The sequence below is a fragment of the Stenotrophomonas sp. 05L413 genome, assembly GCF_056397945.1.
The window spans coordinates 664728-680062 of the sequence record NZ_JBFTOL010000001.1 but is presented as its reverse complement, the minus strand read 5'-3'; the positions used below and the strand labels follow the sequence as shown (position 1 = coordinate 680062).

Below are 15335 nucleotides of genomic sequence, written 5' to 3'. Positions count from 1 at the left end.
GGCCTGCCTCGACCAAAACGGAAGAGCGAATAGCTGACAGCAGTGGTCGTTCCGCTTCAAACCTCGCACGACGCAAACAGATCCCGGTCACGTTCATACACCGACGTCTTGACCTGCATCAGCCCCAGCACCGACGGGAACAGATTGTCGTGGTCGGTGTACTTGCCTGCGCGCTCCCGCACGCAGGCCAGGTTGAGCCCGCGGTTGGCGGCGAAGGACGGCGAGAACCACATCGTCATCGGTACGCGGGTCTGCTCCTGCGGGGCGATCGCATACGGCACACCGTGCAGATACAGGCCCTTCTCGCCCAGCGATTCACCATGATCGGAGAGGTAGATCATCGCCGTGTCGTAGTCGTCCATGCCCTTCAGTGTGCCGATCGTGCGCGAGAGCAGGTGATCGGTGTACAACAGCGCGTTGTCGTAACTGTTGGTGATCTGCTCGCGGCTGCACTTGCCCAGGTCCGGCGTATCGCAGGTCGGGGTGAAGCGGCGGAAGCGCGGCGGATAGCGTTCGAAGTAACTCGGCCCGTGGTTGCCCAGCTGGTGCAGGACCACCACGCGGTCACCGGGCTTGGCGCGCACCTGGGTGGCCAGATCGTCGATCAGGATCTCGTCCATGCAGCGCCCGTTGGCGCACAGGGTCGGGTGCTTGGCATCGTCCAGTGCCTGCATTTCCAGGCCCTCGCACACGCCCTTGCAACCGGATTGGTTGTCGCGCCACAGCGTGGCAATGCCGGCGTGATCCAGCACGTGCAGCAGCGACTGGTGCGCGCGGATCTTTTTTTCGTCGTAGTCATGCCGTCCATAGGGCGAGAACAGGCAGGGCAGGGAGACTTCGGTGCTGGTGCCGCACGAATGCATGTCGGGGAAATTGATCACCCCGGCCTGGGCCAGTTCCGGCGTGGTCTGCTTGGCATAGCCGTTGAGGCCCCAGTTCTGTGCGCGTGCGGTCTCGCCCATCACGATCACCAGCAGGCGCGGGCGGCTGCCCGCGGCACGCGGGGTCACGTTGGCATCCATGCCGATCGGCAGCTTGGGCGCACGCTGGATCGGATTGTCACCGCGCAGCGCCTTGGGCAGGCCGAGCAGGAAGTTCCCGGGCGTGGCCAGGTAACGCACTTCGCGCTGGTTGCGCATCAGCGAGGACATCTCCTGGAAGGAGAGCATCGCCCCGCCGAAGGCGATCAGTGCCGACAGCAGCAGAAAACCGATACGCCACAGCAGGGCCCTGCCCAGCGTGCGGCGGCGGAGCTGCACACGCGAGAGCAGCAGCATCGGTACGAAGGCCAACAGCAGCAGCGGCAGGATCAGGGTCGGCGTGATCAGTTCGCGGCTTTCCTTGTGGTCGGTGGCCAGTACGTTGCGCAGCATGTCCGCATCCAGATAGATGTGGTAACTGCTCATGTAGTGCGCAGCCAGCGCGGTGCCGATCAGCAGCACGCTCAGCACCACCTTGGCATTCCAGCGCCAGACCAGCAGCCCCATCAGCAGGCTGTGCGCGCCGACCAGGAACAGGAACAGCGAGAGGGCGAAACCCATGCTGCCCGGGTGGGACGCCATTGCGCTGTGCCAGAACAAGCCGTTGCAGGCGACCGCGAAGAACACGCTCGTGAGCAGGATCAAGGTCTCGGTGGTGCACTGCGGGCGCCAGGCGCGCAAGGCAGCCAGCGCCGGGAAGCGTGTAGTACGCGGGAGGGTGGCGCTCATGCCGCGTCTCCCTGCCCACTGACCGGCACCGTGCTGCGTTCGTGCAGCCGGATGCGTTCAACCAGCAGGTACAGGCCCAGCGACACCGCCCAGCAGGTGGCCAGTGTCCACAGATCATGCGACAGGAAATGCGCGCCACGCAGTTGCTGCGAGAACCCGAACACGCCGCCGGCCAGCAGGCCGACCGCCAGGCCGCGCCAGCGCCAGGCGGGGCGCACCATCAAGGCGACGAAGTACAGGCTGATCCACGCAAAGCCAGCGCTGGAGTGCCCACCCGGGAAGCACACCCCGCGCGGCATGCCCGGTGGGCGTGTGGCGAACAGGCCGATGAACTCGCGGGTGCCGCCGTAGCGGGTGAGATCCCACGGGCAGTCCATATTGGTCAATGCCTTGAGCAGCGAGACCAGGCCGGTGCCCAGTGCGACCGCCAGCACCAGGTACAGCAAGGGCCAGCGCCACCCGGCCGCACGTTCGCTGCGCCACGCGTGGAAGCACAGCACGATCGCCACCAGCGCAGCTGCACTGCTGGCCCATTTGCCGGCCTGATGAATCAGGTGAGTGGTGACCCACGCGTTCTGCAGCGCCCACTGCTGCCCTTCCAGGCGATACCACTGGTCGGCCAGCCACTGGTCGCCCCCGGCGCCCATCAGCGCAGCGCTGGCGAGCGCGGTCAACGCCAGCGGAGCCCAGAGGTGATCGCGGAGGAAGCGCGGCGTGGCCGACGCAGCCGGCGCGGAGGAGAGAGCAACGGTGGACGCTGGGAACATGGACAATGGGGCCGGCGGGAGATTCCGGCGCCATGGTCGTCAGCGGGTTGTCGGAGAGGGGTCGGAGCGATGTTGGCCGCCGGTTAAGCGCGACCTTCCGTTCAGTCTTCCTCATCCTGCGCGGTGTCGGTCGCCGTCACGGCGGCATGGCAGTCCGCCTGCCAGGCGGTGCCCGGGAACAGCAGCCAGCGGTTCCGATTGGCGCTGCCGATCTCGATCACCGCCGACGGGTCCACGCAGGGGCTGATCGCCTCATCAAGCACCAGCAGCCAGCGGCGCTGCGGGGCCTGCGCCAACCACGGGCCTGCGGCCTGCCATTGCTGCTCCCACGGCGTTTTGAAGCCGAAATCGGTCACCGGGCGGTCGGCCTGCAGCAGGTTCTGCTCGCGCCAGGCCACCACGCCCAGCTCGGCCTCCGGCCCGATCCGCGTGCCCACCCGCTGCATCACGGCGGACGCGGAGCTGTACGGATCCAGCGTCGGCATCAACACCCAGCCGTACAGATTCCAGAGCAGGAAGGCGGTCGCCACCACCAGTGCGCCCGCGCGCCGTTGGCGCCACCACAGTGCCAAGGCCAGCAGCACCACGCCGAAGGCGATCAGCCAGCCGCCCAATACGGGCAGCAGGGCATCGGGCATGGCACGTCGGGCCAGCTGGAGGTGCGCCCACGCGCTACCGCTCCAGAGCTGTGTGCCGATGTACAGCGCCGCCGTGCCCAGCACCGCGACATACGCCCACAGCAGCCAGCGCAGCCCGGCCCGGCGCAGCAGCCCGGGCAGCAGCGGTGCGGCGGCCAGGCACAGCGCGGGCAGCATCGGGAAGATGTACACCTCGCGCTTGCCCGGGCTGGCGCTGAAGAAGACGAGTACCAGCAGCGCCCACCCCAGCAGCAGCCACCAGCGCCCGTCCAGGCGGTTGAGGCGGCGCCACCACGCGGGGATCAGCGCCGGCAGCAACAGGCTGCCCGGCAACCACAAGGTGACCATCACCTGCAGGTAGTACCAGACCGGCTTCACGTGGTGCCAGGCGTTGGCGTAGCGGGTGCCGGTCTGTTTGAACAGCAGTTCGCGCGCATACGCGTGCAGTGCCGGATCGGACGCGTTGAGCAGGGCGATGCCCAACGGTGCCAGCCAGACCGCCGTGCCGAGCAGGAAGGCCGGCAGCAGCCACCACAGATCGCGCGCGGTGCCCGGCGGCAACGCCGTGCCACGGGCGCGCCAGCGCCACAGGGCAAACGGCACCAGCACCAGCAACGGCAGGAAGCCGACGCCCTTGGTCACCGTGCCCACCCCGGCAGCAAAGCCGGCCAACCACAGCGCCGGGCGGTTGCGGCCCTCCAGCAGGTGGCGCAGCAGCCCCCACAGCGACAGGGTGGTCATCGCTACCAGCACCATGTCGATCTGGGCCCGTTTGGCCATCAGGCCGAACTGCAGGCAGCTGAACAACGCGAGCAGGGCCCACCACCCGACCCGGCGGTTCCACAGGCGCCGGCCCAGGTCCCAGGTCAGCCACAGCGTGAGCAGCGCAGCCAGCAGCGAAGGCACCAGAAAGGCGAGCGCCCAGCCGCCGAACAGCTGGTGGCTGGCGGCCTGCATCCACATGAAGACCGGCGGTTTTTCCGCATACAGTTCGCTGCCGCGGTGGGGCAGCAGCCACTGGCCGGACTCGACCATGGCACGCGCTGCGAGCACGAAACGCGGTTCATCGGGCGGGGAGGGCTGGCGCAGGCCGATGCCGGCGGCCAGTGCCAGCAGCAGGGCAAGGCAGACCAGCACACGCGGCCAGCGCCGCAGGAAGAAGGATTCGGTCACGCCCAGGCTCGTCGGCAAAACAGCCACTGTCTCCCCGACAGCGTAGGAAAAGCGTCGTAAAACCACCCATTGCGACCGGATTCCGACACGGTTCCCGCTACCATGCATTCAACCGGTCAAGAGAGTCTCCCATGCGGCTGCTGGTCATTGAAGACAACCGTCAGCTGGTTGCCAATCTATTCGATTATTTCGAGTCGCGGGGCCATGTGCTCGATGTCGCGCCCGATGGCGTCACCGGCCTGCACCTGGCCGTGTCGCAGCCCTATGACGCGCTGATCCTGGATTGGATGCTGCCGCGCATGGAAGGCCCGGAGGTGCTGCGCCGGTTGCGTGCTGACCACGGCTCGGAAGTGCCGGTGATCATGCTCACCGCGCGCGATGAGCTGCCGGACAAGATCGCTGGCTTCCGTGCCGGCGCCGACGATTACCTGACCAAGCCGTTCGCGCTGCCCGAGCTGGAAGTGCGCCTGGAAGCGCTGATGGTGCGTGCCAAAGGGCGTAACCCGCGCAAGGTGCTGGAGGTGTCCGACCTCAAGCTGGATCTTTCTACGCTGGAAGCGCAACGCGACGGCAAGCCGCTGCATCTGTATCCGGCCTGCCGGAAGCTGCTGGAAGTGCTGATGCGCGCCAGCCCCGGCGCAGTCACGCGCCAGCAGCTTGAATTTGCGCTCTGGGGGGATGAACTGCCCGATGGCGATCTGCTGCGCTCGCATGTCTACGAACTGCGCCGCAGCGTCGATGGCCCGTTCCAGCAGAAATTGATCCACACCTTGCCGCGGGTCGGCTACCGCCTCGGCGTGTCGGCTGCGGACAGTTCCGATGAAGTGGCATAAGCGCCCGCCCAAGCCAGCGCCGATGCACCGGCGCATGGTGTGGTGGCTGCTGGGCTACCTCGCGCTGATCTCGCTGGCGGTATTCAGCGTGGGCAACTACGTGCACGAACACGCCGAGCACTCGGCATGGCGCGCGCTGCTCAACTCCGAGCTGGACAGCATCGTCAACCACATCGAACACGAGCCGCACTACCGCTGGCAGGATTCGGACACCCTGCGGCTGTTCTACATCAACGGCAGCCCGACGGTGCCGGAGAGCCTGCGCACGCTGCATCCGGGGCTGCACGACGGTGTGGAGGTCAACGGACGCGCCAGCGCGGTGATGGTCCGCGAAACCACGCAGCTGGGGAGGCTGGCACTGGTGCTGGACATCAATGACTTCCATGAGCTGGAGCAGTTCGCCACGCGCTGGGTGCTGCTGGCCGGTGTGCTGATGATCATCGTCACCGTGGTGATGGCGTCCTTCGGCGTCGGTCGCCTGGTACGGCCGCTGAGCTCGCTGGCCCGGCGCATCGACGAGCTGCGGCCGGGTGTTCCCGGGCAACGGGTGGAGGTGGACCCACGGGCCAGCTCCGAGCTGTACGTGATCGCCAACGCGCTCAACGACTACCTGGCGCGCAACGAACAGTTCGTTGAACGCGAGCGGATCTTCATCAGCACGGCCAGCCATGAACTGCGCACGCCGATCGCGGTGATCACCGGCGCCTCGGAACTGGCACTCGGCCAGCCGGAGATTCCCGACCGCGCCCGCCAGCAGATGCAGCGGGTGCACCGCACCGCGCAGGGCGTGGAGCAGTTGATCCAGCTGCTGCTGGTGCTGGCGCGCGACCCGGCGCGGCTGGCTGCACTGGGCGAGCGTATCCCGCTGGATCTGCTGGTGCCGGACATCATTGAAGACCATCGTCACCTGATGGGCGACAAGGACCTGCGCATCGAGATCGACGGCCTGGCACGGGTGGATATCGTCGCGCCACTGGGCGTGGTCCAGGCGGCGATCGGCAATCTGCTGCGCAACGCGATCGAGAACAGCGGCCGCGGCACCATCCACATCCAGGTCTCCGGCCAGGCGGTGGTGACCCTGCAGGATCCCGGGCTCGGCATGAGTCCGGAAGAGATCGCGGCGGTACATGCGCGCATGGCGCGGGGCGACCGCAACGAGCAGAGCGGGATCGGCCTGGAGCTGATCGCCCGGCTCTGTGAACATCTGGGCTGGGCGCTGCAGATCGAGCCCTGCGTTCCCCGGGGCACCTGCGTGATCCTCGATCTGGGGGCCTCGCTGCCCGGGCGCAGTGAACGTCCATCGCTGCCTGCGTCGTAATCGTCCTGCTCGCTGCGCCGCAAAGTGTGGCGTCGTGAAGACAATGTTAAGCTCCGGAGGCGCCGCTCTATGCGGCGCTTTTTTTTATCCCTTCGATCGACAGAGGATGGCTTGATGCCGACCGAACCCAGTACTGCCCTGATCACCAATGACATCGTCGGCCTCGGCCTGATCGCCGCCACCCTGGCGGTGATCTTCTGGGCCGCCAGCGGCCCGACCCCGCTCCTCAAGAAGATTTTCGCGTGGGTACCGGCCCTGCTGCTGTGCTACTTCATCCCGGCCATCTACAACACCGCCGGCCTCATCGATGGCCACAACACCTCGCTCTACAACCCGATCGCTCGCGACGTGCTGCTGCCCGCCGCGCTGGTGCTGCTGACCCTGTCGATCGACCTCAAGGGCATCATGAAGCTGGGCCCGAAGCTGCTGGTGATGTTCTGCGCCGGCACGCTGGGCATCATCCTCGGCGCCATCGTGTCGTTCCAGGCGATGTCCTGGATCCACCCGGCCACCGTGGCCGGTGACACCTGGAAGGGCATGGCGGCGCTGGCCGGCAGCTGGATCGGCGGCGGCGCCAACATGGTGGCGATGCGTGAAGTGTTCGGCACCGATGCGACGACGTTCGGCCAGTTCGCCGTGGTCGATGTGGCCTGCGCGAGCCTGTGGATGGCGGTCCTGCTGTTCCTGGCCAACCGCGCCAAGCAGATCGATGCCCGCAGCGGGGCCGATACCCGCGCCATTGATGAGATGAAGGAGCGCATCTCGGCATACGAAGCACAGAATGCCCGCATTCCCAGCCTGACCGACCTGATGGTGATCGTCGGTGTGGGGCTGGGCGGCGTCGGCCTGGCGCATGCCATCGCTGCGCCGCTGAGCAGCTGGTTCAAGGCCAATGTGAGCTGGGCCAGCCAGTTCAGCCTGGACAGCGCGTTCGTCTGGGTGGTGCTGCTGTCCACGGCGCTCGGCCTGGGCCTGAGCTTCACCCGCGCGCGGCGCCTGGAATCGGCCGGTGCCTCGCGTCTTGGCACCCTGTTCCTGTATTTCCTGATCGCCTGCATCGGCATGCAGATGGACCTGCTCTCGCTGCTCGACCGGCCGTGGCTGTTCGCGCTCGGCGCGATCTGGATGCTGACCCACATCCTGGTGCTGTGGATCGCCGCCAAGCTGCTGCGCGCGCCGCTGTTCTTCTTCGCGATCGGTTCGCAGGGCAACATCGGTGCAGCGGCATCGGCACCCGTGGTCGCTGCCGCGTTCCATCCGTCGCTGGCGCCGGTCGGCGTGCTGTTGGGCACCGTGGGCTATGCCACCGGGACCGGCCTGGCGTATGTGACCGGGCTGATCCTGAAATGGATGGCGGGCGCGTAAGCGCGCGCCACGTTGTCGACTCCCGGGGCGGCCTTGATGGCCGCCTCTTTTTTGGGCGGCGATGACCCGCTGAACGTCATGCGTCTGGGACCCAGGTCACGCGCCGGTGTCAGAAATGGCTGCATGCGACACGAACTGTGAAGGGCGTACGGAATCGTGCTGGCACGGCCGCGTAAGGTCCGGCGGCATGCACTGTGCTGTGCGCCGAACGCGCATGGCATGGATCCTTTGTCGACGGCAGTCGACACCTATCAGGAAGCACGATGAAGACGAAAGACGTGTTGATGTCGGTGATCACCGCCGGCGTACTGATGTTCGCTTCTGTAGTGTCCGTAAAGGCCGCCCCGGGCGAGCGAGGGGATGTGCACGCCGTGGCCGATGCAAGTGCACGCGATGTGGCTGCGTGGCTCGGGCAGCCGGCACGGGCCGGCGCCCTCGTCGCTGCGCTGGCGGCCCACCCCGAGCGCGGGCTGCCGTTGACCGCGGTCCTGGCCGAGAGCGATCCCGGTGGGAACAGCCTGGCGTCGCGGATGCTGTCCGAACGCGATGCTCTGGTCCGCCGGTACAAGGGCCTGCCAGCCGCAGATCGCGGTTTGCTGCAGGTCCGCAGCTTCGTGCCTGCCGGGCAGACGCTGAGCGCAGTGGCGCCTGCCGATCTCTGGGTGGCAGTGTTGCCCAAGGGAGACGACCGCACCTGGACCTCCCTGGTGGCCTACGACCGGCACGGGCGTCAGCATCTGCTGGACGCGCAGGTAGCCCCGACCTTCCCGGTATTGATCGTGGACATCGATACCGGGCAGGCAGTCCAGGAAGGCATGGCCCTGATCAATGCCGGGTTGCAGGCGAGGGGACTGCAGTCGGCCGACCGGCTCACGGTGGCCGCCGATGGAGCGACCTCCCTGGATGTCACCCGGCTTGACCGTATCCGCCTGGCCAATGACGGCGAGCCGTGGGCGTTGGGCGGCGCGGAAGTGTTCGCCGTGGTGTCCGGGCTGCAGACAGACAAGGCAGAGCCGGAGATGGCCACGGTGTCACTGCCGTACCTGGACCATGACAAGACCGATTACACCCCGGGCCAACCCTTGGTGATCTGGGGCAACTACCGGTTCGATACCGCCAACGTGCAACTGTTCGAAGACGATGGCGACACCAACTACAAAGACCTGCTGATCGCCCTCACCGAAGGCGTGAAGCTTGCGCTGGGCGCCGTCGCCCCGGAGTACGCGGTGATTGCCGAGATCGGCGGCGCGATCCTCAAGGCCATGCCGAGCGGCTGGTTCACCAACGATACCGACTACCTGGACAGCTTCTATCTGCTCCAGCGCGGTCAGACCTATGCCGGACGGATGGGGGCGGCGAACAATGCACAGGTGACGTTGAGCCCCCTTACGCTCCAGTAGTGCCGGCCGCTGGCCGGCTCCCCTCGAGGCCTGTCGCAGGCAGTGGCGAACGCGACCCGACAAAAAACGGCGGCGCTTTCGCGCCGCCGTTTTCGAGTGCATCCGCTGCTGGAGGTCAGCAGCAGCGTCCCCCGTTCTTGCCGCTGTAACGCGCCTCCTGGCGCTCGCGGAAGAACGTCTTGTAGTCCATCGGCACGCGGTCCGGATGCTTCTCCAGCACATGCCGGACGTAGTTGTCGTAGTCGGGAATGCCGCAGCACAGCCGTGCGGTCTGCACCAGGCGCCGCCAGATGCGGCGGTGGGCCTGGTACTGACCGGCGGGGACGAGTTCGGTACTCATCACAGGTCCGCCATCTGGTGCGGCTCAAGCGCCACGTACGGGGTTTCCTTGTCGGTGCGCTGCGGCGTGCGGCGGGCCATGAAGATGGTCTTGATCGCGTAGAACAGGATCGAGAACACCACGAACAGGAACAGCACGGTCAGGCCGGTGTTGACGTAGGCGTTGACCACGATCTGGTGCATCTGGCCGACGGTCTTGGCCGGGGCGGTCAGCGTGCCGCTGGCGATCGCATCCTGGTACTTGTGCGCCTGGGCCAGGAAGCCCTGCGCCGGGTTGCTGTCGAAGATCTTGATCAGGCCCGCATACGTGGTGCAGATCAGCAGCCACACCGCCGGCACGCCGGTCACCCAGGCGAAGCGGTCACGCTTCATCTTGAACAGCACCACCGTGCCGAGCATCAGCGCGATACCGGCCAGCATCTGGTTGGAGATGCCGAACAGCGGCCACAGCGTCTGGATGCCACCGAAGGGATCCACCACGCCGGTGTAGAGCAGGTAGCCCCACAGCGCCACGCAACCGGCGGTGGCGATGATGTTGGCGGTCCACGATTCGGTCTTCTTCAGGGCCGGGATGAAGTTGCCCAGCAGGTCCTGCAGCATGAAGCGACCGGCACGCGTACCGGCATCGACGGCGGTGAGGATGAACAGCGCTTCGAACAGGATCGCGAAGTGGTACCAGAACGCCATCATCGCGTTGCTGCCGCTCGGGATCGCCTCGTGCAGAATCTGCGCGATGCCCACCGCCAGCGTCGGTGCGCCACCGGCGCGGTGCAGGATGGTCGGCTCGCCGATCGCCGCTGCGGTGGCCTCCAGCTGCTCGGGGGTGATGATGAAGCCCCACGTATTGCTGATGTAGGCCGCAGCGGAGACCGCATCCGGACCGATCACGGCGGCCGGTGCGTTCATGGCGAAGTAGATGCCCGGATCGATGATCGAGGCGGCCACCAGCGCCATCACCGCGACGAACGATTCCATCAGCATGCCGCCGTAGCCGATGTAGCGCATGTGGCGCTCATTGGCGAGCAGCTTGGGCGTAGTGCCCGAGGCGATCAGGGCATGGAAGCCGGAGACCGCGCCGCAGGCGATGGTGATGAACAGGAACGGGAACATCCCGCCTTTCCAGACCGGGCCGTCGCCGCTGGCGGCGAACTGGGTCAGGGCCGGCATCTTCAGTTCCGGCATCACGATCAGGATGCCGATGGCCAGCGCCACGATGGTGCCGATCTTGAGGAAGGTGGACAGGTAATCGCGCGGGGCCAGCAGCAGCCACACCGGCAGCACCGAGGCCACGAAGCCGTAGCCGATCAGCATCCAGGTGATCTGGATGCCGGTGAAGGTGAAGGCCGGGCCCCAGACCGGATCGGCCGCGACCTTGCCACCGAACCAGATCGCGGCCAGCAGCAGGATCAGCCCGACCACGGAGATCTCGCCGATCTTGCCCGGGCGGATGTAGCGCATGTACACGCCCATCAGGATCGCGATCGGCATGGTCGCGATGACCGTGAACATGCCCCACGGGCTTTCGGCCAGCGCCTTGACCACCACCATCGCCAGCACCGCCAGGATGATGATCATGATCAGGAAGGCACCGAACAAGGCGATGGTGCCGGGTACCGGCCCCATTTCCTCACGCACCAGGTCACCCAGCGAGCGGCCGTTGCGGCGGCTGGAGAGGAACAGGATCATGAAATCCTGCACCGCGCCGGCCACGACCACGCCCACCACCAGCCAGAGCAGGCCGGGCAGGTAGCCCATCTGCGCGGCCAGCACCGGGCCGACCAGCGGGCCTGCACCGGCGATGGCGGCGAAGTGGTGGCCGAACAGCACGTGTTTGTTGGTCGGGACGTAATCCAGGCCGTCGTTGTTGATCACCGCGGGCGTGGCCCGGGTCGGATCGAGCTGCATCACCTTGTCGGCGATGAACAGGCTGTAGAAGCGATACGCGATGAGATAGATGGAGACCGCAGCGACGACGATCCACAGCGCATTGATGGGTTCACCGCGGCGCAGTGCGACGGTGCCTAGACAGAATGCGCCAAGCAGTGCGATGACTGCCCAACCCAGTTTCGAAAAACCTTTCATGAGATTGCGTCTCCCTGGAGATCGTCGTAAGAGTCCGCCTTGGCACCGACGCGGTCAATGCAATGGTGGGGGCTTGCCGCTAGTACTTTGGTCGTAGGGTGGGGGGGCGCGTGCCCGTGCACGTCATCGGAACATCACGCTTGGAACAATCGGTTGCGGGCATGACGGTTGGCCGGCGGGGCCGGCGAGGCCATCTTGTTGATCGATCACCGACCTTGGAGTCACCATGAGCAGCCCAACCCCGGTGCGCGTGCTGCGCACCATCCGTGGCATGGCCACCTCCGATGGCGCCGGCGTGCGCCTGACGCGGGTGATCGGTGGGCCGTCGCTGCCCGACCTGGACCCGTTCCTGCTGCTGGATGAATTCGGCACGGACCGCGCCGAGGACTACATCGCCGGCTTCCCCAGTCATCCGCACCGCGGGTTTGAAACCGTCACCTACATGCTCGACGGCCGCATGCGGCACAAGGACAACCACGGCAACGAAGGGCTGCTCACGCCGGGTAGCGTGCAATGGATGACGGCGGGCCGCGGCTTGATCCACTCGGAAATGCCCGAACAGGAATCGGGCCAGATGCGCGGCTTCCAGCTGTGGGTGAACCTGCCAGCGCGCGACAAGATGACGGACCCGAAGTACCAGGAGTTCGCACCGGACCATATTCCGGTCACCGCGCCGGCCGACGGCGTGCAGGTCAAGGTGATCGCCGGCCAGGTGGGTGACACCGTGGGGCCGATCGTGCAGCCGGCCACCGATCCGGTGTACCTGGACATCACCCTGGACGCGCGTGCGGACTGGCGCTACACGCTGCCGGAGGGCCACAACGCGTTTGCCTACGTGTTTGAAGGCGGGCTGGAGATCGGCGAGGGCGACGATGCGCGCCCGGTGGCCAGACAGGAAATGGCGGTGCTCGGCGGCGGTGAGCAGCTGACCCTGCGCGCGGGCGACACCGGTGCGCGCCTGATCCTGGTGGCCGGCCGCCCGCTGCGCGAGCCGGTCATGCGGCATGGGCCGTTCGTGATGAACACCAAGCAGGAGCTGATGCAGGCCTTCGTGGATTTCCAGGAAGGCCGCTTCTGAGGCACGTGGGCGCCGGCCGCTGGCCGGCCAGCGCATGACACCTGACGGTGCGGGAGGCGCCGGCCAGTGGCCGGCGCTCCCTTGGATGACGGGATGAGTGCGGTGCACCGTCCCGGCCTCTTCCTCAGCGCCCGGCGGCCACAGCCGAGGGCGTCAGGTTCATCCCCTGCGCCAGCGATTGCAGCAAACCCAGTTCGCTGTTGTCGCCGGCGTACAGCGCAATCTGCGCGAAACGGTTCTTGTCGAATTTCACCACCGTGATCCGACGCGTCTCATAGCCCGGCGGTTTCTGGCCGCCCAGGTCGGGCTGGTACCAGTACAGCGTTTCACCGGCGAAGCTGCCTTTTTCCTGGCGCAGCGCGCGGTTCAACGGCAGCTCGGGATTGCGCGCGCTCAGCGTCAGGCTGAGCACTTCGCGCCCATCGGCGGCGGTGGCCTTGCACAGGATGAAGTCGCGCTGGGCGAGCGCCTGCCATTGCAGGCCGCTGCTGGCGGGCAGGGACGGACATTCGCTGGTCGATTGCGCCGCAACGGCGCCGGCAGTGACCAGCAGACACACACAGACGACAGCGCGCAGGACGTTCATGGTTCCCCCAAGGTCGATGATCGCGTCCGTCGCTGACAGGCATTCCGGTGGCCGTCGACAACCCAGGCCGTGGTGGCGCATTCCCCGCGCGCGTACCGGATCACTCGCTGCCGTCAGTGTCGGACGAGTGATCGGGACCTTAACGGAATGTGACTCAGTGTACAAATAACGGTTTCAGGTGAACCGTTCTGCGCCGACGCCGGGCGGTCCGGGGGCCGCCCGGCCACACCCGTCAGCGGGGCGCGGCCCCCATCCATTTGTAGACAATTCCGCCGATCAGGCCACCCAGCAGCGGTGCCAGCCAGAACAGCCACAGCTGGCTGAGCGCGCCGCTGCCGGCGAACAGCGCCACGGCGGTGGAGCGCGCCGGATTGACCGAGGTATTGGTGACCGGAATGCTGATCAGATGGATCAACGTCAGCGCCAGGCCGATCGCGATCGGGGCGAAGCCGGCCGGCGCGTTGCCGTGGGTCGCGCCCATGATCACGATCAGGAAGAACGCGGTGAGGACCACTTCACACAGGAAGGCGGCGGCGACGCTGTAGCCGCCCGGTGAAAGGGCGCCGTAGCCATTGCTCGCGAACGCGCCGGCCTGGCTGCCATCGATCTGGAAGCCCGGCGCACCGGAGGCGATCTGCAGCAGAATGAAACCGGCCAGCGCGCCACCCAGCACCTGCGCCACGATGTAGGGAAGCAGGTCACGGGCGGGGAAACGGCCGCCGGCCCACAGGCCGACACTGACCGCCGGATTGAAGTGCGCGCCGGAGACATGCCCGAACGCATACGCGCCGGTCAGCACGGTCAGGCCGAAGGCCAATGCCACGCCCACAAAACCGATCCCCAGCGGATTGCCATCACCACCGAACTTGGCCGCCAGCACCGCGCTGCCACACCCGCCCAACACCAACCAGAACGTGCCCAGGAACTCGGCGGCCAGACGTTTGCCCATGCTCATCGACGTGCTCCACGCTATGCCCGGGGTGGGCAGGCGCAACGTAGCTGAATCGGGGTTCATCGGGGTGACGGCCGCGTCAACATCCGACGAACGGTTGGCCCCCGGGGCATCGGCTCAGTACGCGGGCAGCGGAATGAACTCTTTATCGTCCCCCGGAATCGTGCCGAAGCGGCCCGATTCCCAATCGTGCTTGGCCTGCTCGATCCGTTCGCTGGAGCTGGAGACGAAGTTCCACCAGAGGTGGCGTGGCCCGTCGAGCGGTTCGCCCCCCATCAGCATTGCCTTGATCGGGGTCTTGGCGCGCAGGCGGCCGCGTGCACCGGGCTCGGGAATGATCAGGTGCTGGGCGGGAATGTCCACGCCGTCGAGCTGGGCCTGGCCGTCGAGGATGTAGAGCGAACGTTCGGCGTGGCCGGTATCCAGGTCGATTTCCGCATCGGCGTCGAGATCGATGGCCACGTTGAGGGTATCGGCGAACACCTTGACCGGGGATTCCTCGCCGTACGCGCGGCCGGCGATGACGCGCAGCCAGGCACCGTTGCGGCGCTGCTGGGGCAGGGTGGCGGCGGCATGGTGATAGAACGCGGGATCGGTCTCTTCGGCACTCTTCGGCAGCGCCAGCCAGGTCTGCATGCCGTGCAGCGGATGGTCGTGTTCGCGTTCGATGGCAGGCGTGCGTTCGGAGTGGGCGATGCCACGGCCGGCGGTCATCCAGTTGACGTCGCCGGGGCGGATGACCTGGTCCGAACCGAGCGTGTCGCGGTGGCCGATGGCGCCGGACCAGAGGAACGTGACGGTGGCCAGGCCGATATGTGGGTGCGGGCGCACGTCGATGCCGGTGCCGGGGGAAAGCACGGCCGGGCCCATCTGGTCGACGAAGACAAATGGCCCGACGCTGCGCGCCTGCAGAGTCGGCACGGCGCGGCGCACCTGCAGGCCACCGATGTCATGGATGCGGGGGGCGATGATGGTCGTCATGCGGGCGGTCTCGCTGGCGGGGACAGAGCGGGAGGATCGCATGCGGGGTGTGGAGGTGGGAGGCCTGTATCGGTAACAGGGTGTTCTGGTTTCACGCGCGAGCACACACAAAAA

The 15335-nt window shown here is 66.8% G+C and carries 13 protein-coding genes; 5 read left to right on the top strand and 8 right to left on the bottom strand.

Features of this window, described 5'->3' with window-relative positions; all coding sequences use genetic code 11:
- Nucleotides 1-56: 56 nt before the first annotated feature.
- From AC1DIQ_RS03090 to AC1DIQ_RS03080, 3 genes are all read right to left on the bottom strand, one after another.
- On the bottom strand, nt 57-1709 hold the full coding sequence (locus AC1DIQ_RS03090; RefSeq protein WP_478049414.1) for a phosphoethanolamine transferase: 1653 nt from the start codon (nt 1707-1709) through the stop codon (nt 57-59).
- Nucleotides 1706-2476: a phosphatase PAP2 family protein gene (locus tag AC1DIQ_RS03085; protein ID WP_121038802.1), complete on the bottom strand. Its 771-nt coding sequence runs from the start codon at nt 2474-2476 to the stop codon at nt 1706-1708. Before AC1DIQ_RS03085 ends, AC1DIQ_RS03090 begins: the two co-directional genes overlap by 4 nt.
- Nucleotides 2477-2577: 101 nt before the next feature.
- On the bottom strand, nt 2578-4293 hold the full coding sequence (locus AC1DIQ_RS03080; RefSeq protein ID WP_428999445.1) for a glycosyltransferase family 39 protein: 1716 nt from the start codon (nt 4291-4293) through the stop codon (nt 2578-2580).
- A 125-nt stretch (nt 4294-4418) separates the two neighbouring features.
- Between AC1DIQ_RS03080 and AC1DIQ_RS03075 the strand changes: the two genes are divergently transcribed.
- The 4 genes from AC1DIQ_RS03075 (at nt 4419) to AC1DIQ_RS03060 (ending at nt 9203) form a co-directional block, all read left to right on the top strand.
- Nucleotides 4419-5120, top strand: a complete 702-nt coding sequence (locus AC1DIQ_RS03075; RefSeq protein ID WP_478049413.1) for a response regulator transcription factor — start codon at nt 4419-4421, stop codon at nt 5118-5120.
- Entirely contained in the window at nt 5107-6438 is a 1332-nt protein-coding gene (locus AC1DIQ_RS03070) for a sensor histidine kinase (protein WP_152154075.1), read from the top strand. The genes AC1DIQ_RS03075 and AC1DIQ_RS03070 overlap by 14 nt, the downstream gene beginning before the upstream one ends.
- Nucleotides 6439-6552: 114 nt before the next feature.
- Nucleotides 6553-7803, top strand: a complete 1251-nt coding sequence (locus AC1DIQ_RS03065; protein WP_121038793.1) for a DUF819 family protein — start codon at nt 6553-6555, stop codon at nt 7801-7803.
- 263 nt (nt 7804-8066) lie between these two features.
- On the top strand, nt 8067-9203 hold the full coding sequence (locus AC1DIQ_RS03060) for a DUF3103 family protein (protein WP_478049412.1): 1137 nt from the start codon (nt 8067-8069) through the stop codon (nt 9201-9203).
- Nucleotides 9204-9318: 115 nt separating this feature from the next.
- On the opposite strand, the gene AC1DIQ_RS03055 is transcribed toward AC1DIQ_RS03060, so the two are convergent.
- Together AC1DIQ_RS03055 and AC1DIQ_RS03050 are read right to left on the bottom strand one after the other, a co-directional pair.
- Entirely contained in the window at nt 9319-9543 is a 225-nt protein-coding gene (locus tag AC1DIQ_RS03055) for a YbdD/YjiX family protein (RefSeq protein WP_019183464.1), read from the bottom strand.
- Nucleotides 9543-11624 (bottom strand): carbon starvation CstA family protein, encoded by a 2082-nt coding sequence (locus AC1DIQ_RS03050; protein ID WP_121038787.1) that lies wholly within the window; start codon nt 11622-11624, stop codon nt 9543-9545. The genes AC1DIQ_RS03055 and AC1DIQ_RS03050 overlap by 1 nt, the downstream gene beginning before the upstream one ends.
- Before the next feature lie 226 nt (nt 11625-11850).
- On the opposite strand from AC1DIQ_RS03050, the gene AC1DIQ_RS03045 reads away from it, so the two are divergent.
- Nucleotides 11851-12702 (top strand): pirin family protein, encoded by an 852-nt coding sequence (locus AC1DIQ_RS03045; protein ID WP_121038784.1) that lies wholly within the window; start codon nt 11851-11853, stop codon nt 12700-12702.
- Nucleotides 12703-12826: 124 nt separating this feature from the next.
- On the opposite strand, the gene AC1DIQ_RS03040 is transcribed toward AC1DIQ_RS03045, so the two are convergent.
- The 3 genes from AC1DIQ_RS03040 to AC1DIQ_RS03030 all read right to left on the bottom strand — a co-directional run bounded on the left by AC1DIQ_RS03040 (nt 12827) and on the right by AC1DIQ_RS03030 (nt 15221).
- The gene (locus tag AC1DIQ_RS03040; RefSeq protein ID WP_478049411.1) at nt 12827-13288 is read right to left on the bottom strand and encodes a hypothetical protein; all 462 of its coding nucleotides are present in this window, start codon (nt 13286-13288) and stop codon (nt 12827-12829) included.
- Between the two features lie 232 nt (nt 13289-13520).
- On the bottom strand, nt 13521-14243 hold the full coding sequence (gene aqpZ, locus AC1DIQ_RS03035) for an aquaporin Z (RefSeq protein ID WP_282263982.1): 723 nt from the start codon (nt 14241-14243) through the stop codon (nt 13521-13523).
- Nucleotides 14244-14357: 114 nt separating this feature from the next.
- The gene (locus AC1DIQ_RS03030) at nt 14358-15221 is read right to left on the bottom strand and encodes a pirin family protein (RefSeq protein WP_121038776.1); all 864 of its coding nucleotides are present in this window, start codon (nt 15219-15221) and stop codon (nt 14358-14360) included.
- Between the last annotated feature and the right edge of the window lie 114 nt (nt 15222-15335).

Bases quoted from the DNA above. Each gene is read 5' to 3' on its own strand.
- AC1DIQ_RS03090 (WP_478049414.1), bottom strand. From the start codon at position 1,709: ATGAGCGCCACCCTCCCGCGTACTACACGCTTCCCGGCGCTGGCTGCC.
- AC1DIQ_RS03085 (WP_121038802.1), bottom strand. From the start codon at position 2,476: ATGTTCCCAGCGTCCACCGTTGCTCTCTCCTCCGCGCCGGCTGCGTCG.
- AC1DIQ_RS03075 (WP_478049413.1), top strand. From the start codon at position 4,419: ATGCGGCTGCTGGTCATTGAAGACAACCGTCAGCTGGTTGCCAATCTA.
- AC1DIQ_RS03070 (WP_152154075.1), top strand. From the start codon at position 5,107: ATGAAGTGGCATAAGCGCCCGCCCAAGCCAGCGCCGATGCACCGGCGC.
- AC1DIQ_RS03065 (WP_121038793.1), top strand. From the start codon at position 6,553: ATGCCGACCGAACCCAGTACTGCCCTGATCACCAATGACATCGTCGGC.
- AC1DIQ_RS03060 (WP_478049412.1), top strand. From the start codon at position 8,067: ATGAAGACGAAAGACGTGTTGATGTCGGTGATCACCGCCGGCGTACTG.
- AC1DIQ_RS03055 (WP_019183464.1), bottom strand. From the start codon at position 9,543: ATGAGTACCGAACTCGTCCCCGCCGGTCAGTACCAGGCCCACCGCCGC.
- AC1DIQ_RS03050 (WP_121038787.1), bottom strand. From the start codon at position 11,624: ATGAAAGGTTTTTCGAAACTGGGTTGGGCAGTCATCGCACTGCTTGGC.
- AC1DIQ_RS03045 (WP_121038784.1), top strand. From the start codon at position 11,851: ATGAGCAGCCCAACCCCGGTGCGCGTGCTGCGCACCATCCGTGGCATG.
- AC1DIQ_RS03040 (WP_478049411.1), bottom strand. From the start codon at position 13,288: ATGAACGTCCTGCGCGCTGTCGTCTGTGTGTGTCTGCTGGTCACTGCC.
- aqpZ (WP_282263982.1), bottom strand. From the start codon at position 14,243: ATGAGCATGGGCAAACGTCTGGCCGCCGAGTTCCTGGGCACGTTCTGG.
- AC1DIQ_RS03030 (WP_121038776.1), bottom strand. From the start codon at position 15,221: ATGACGACCATCATCGCCCCCCGCATCCATGACATCGGTGGCCTGCAG.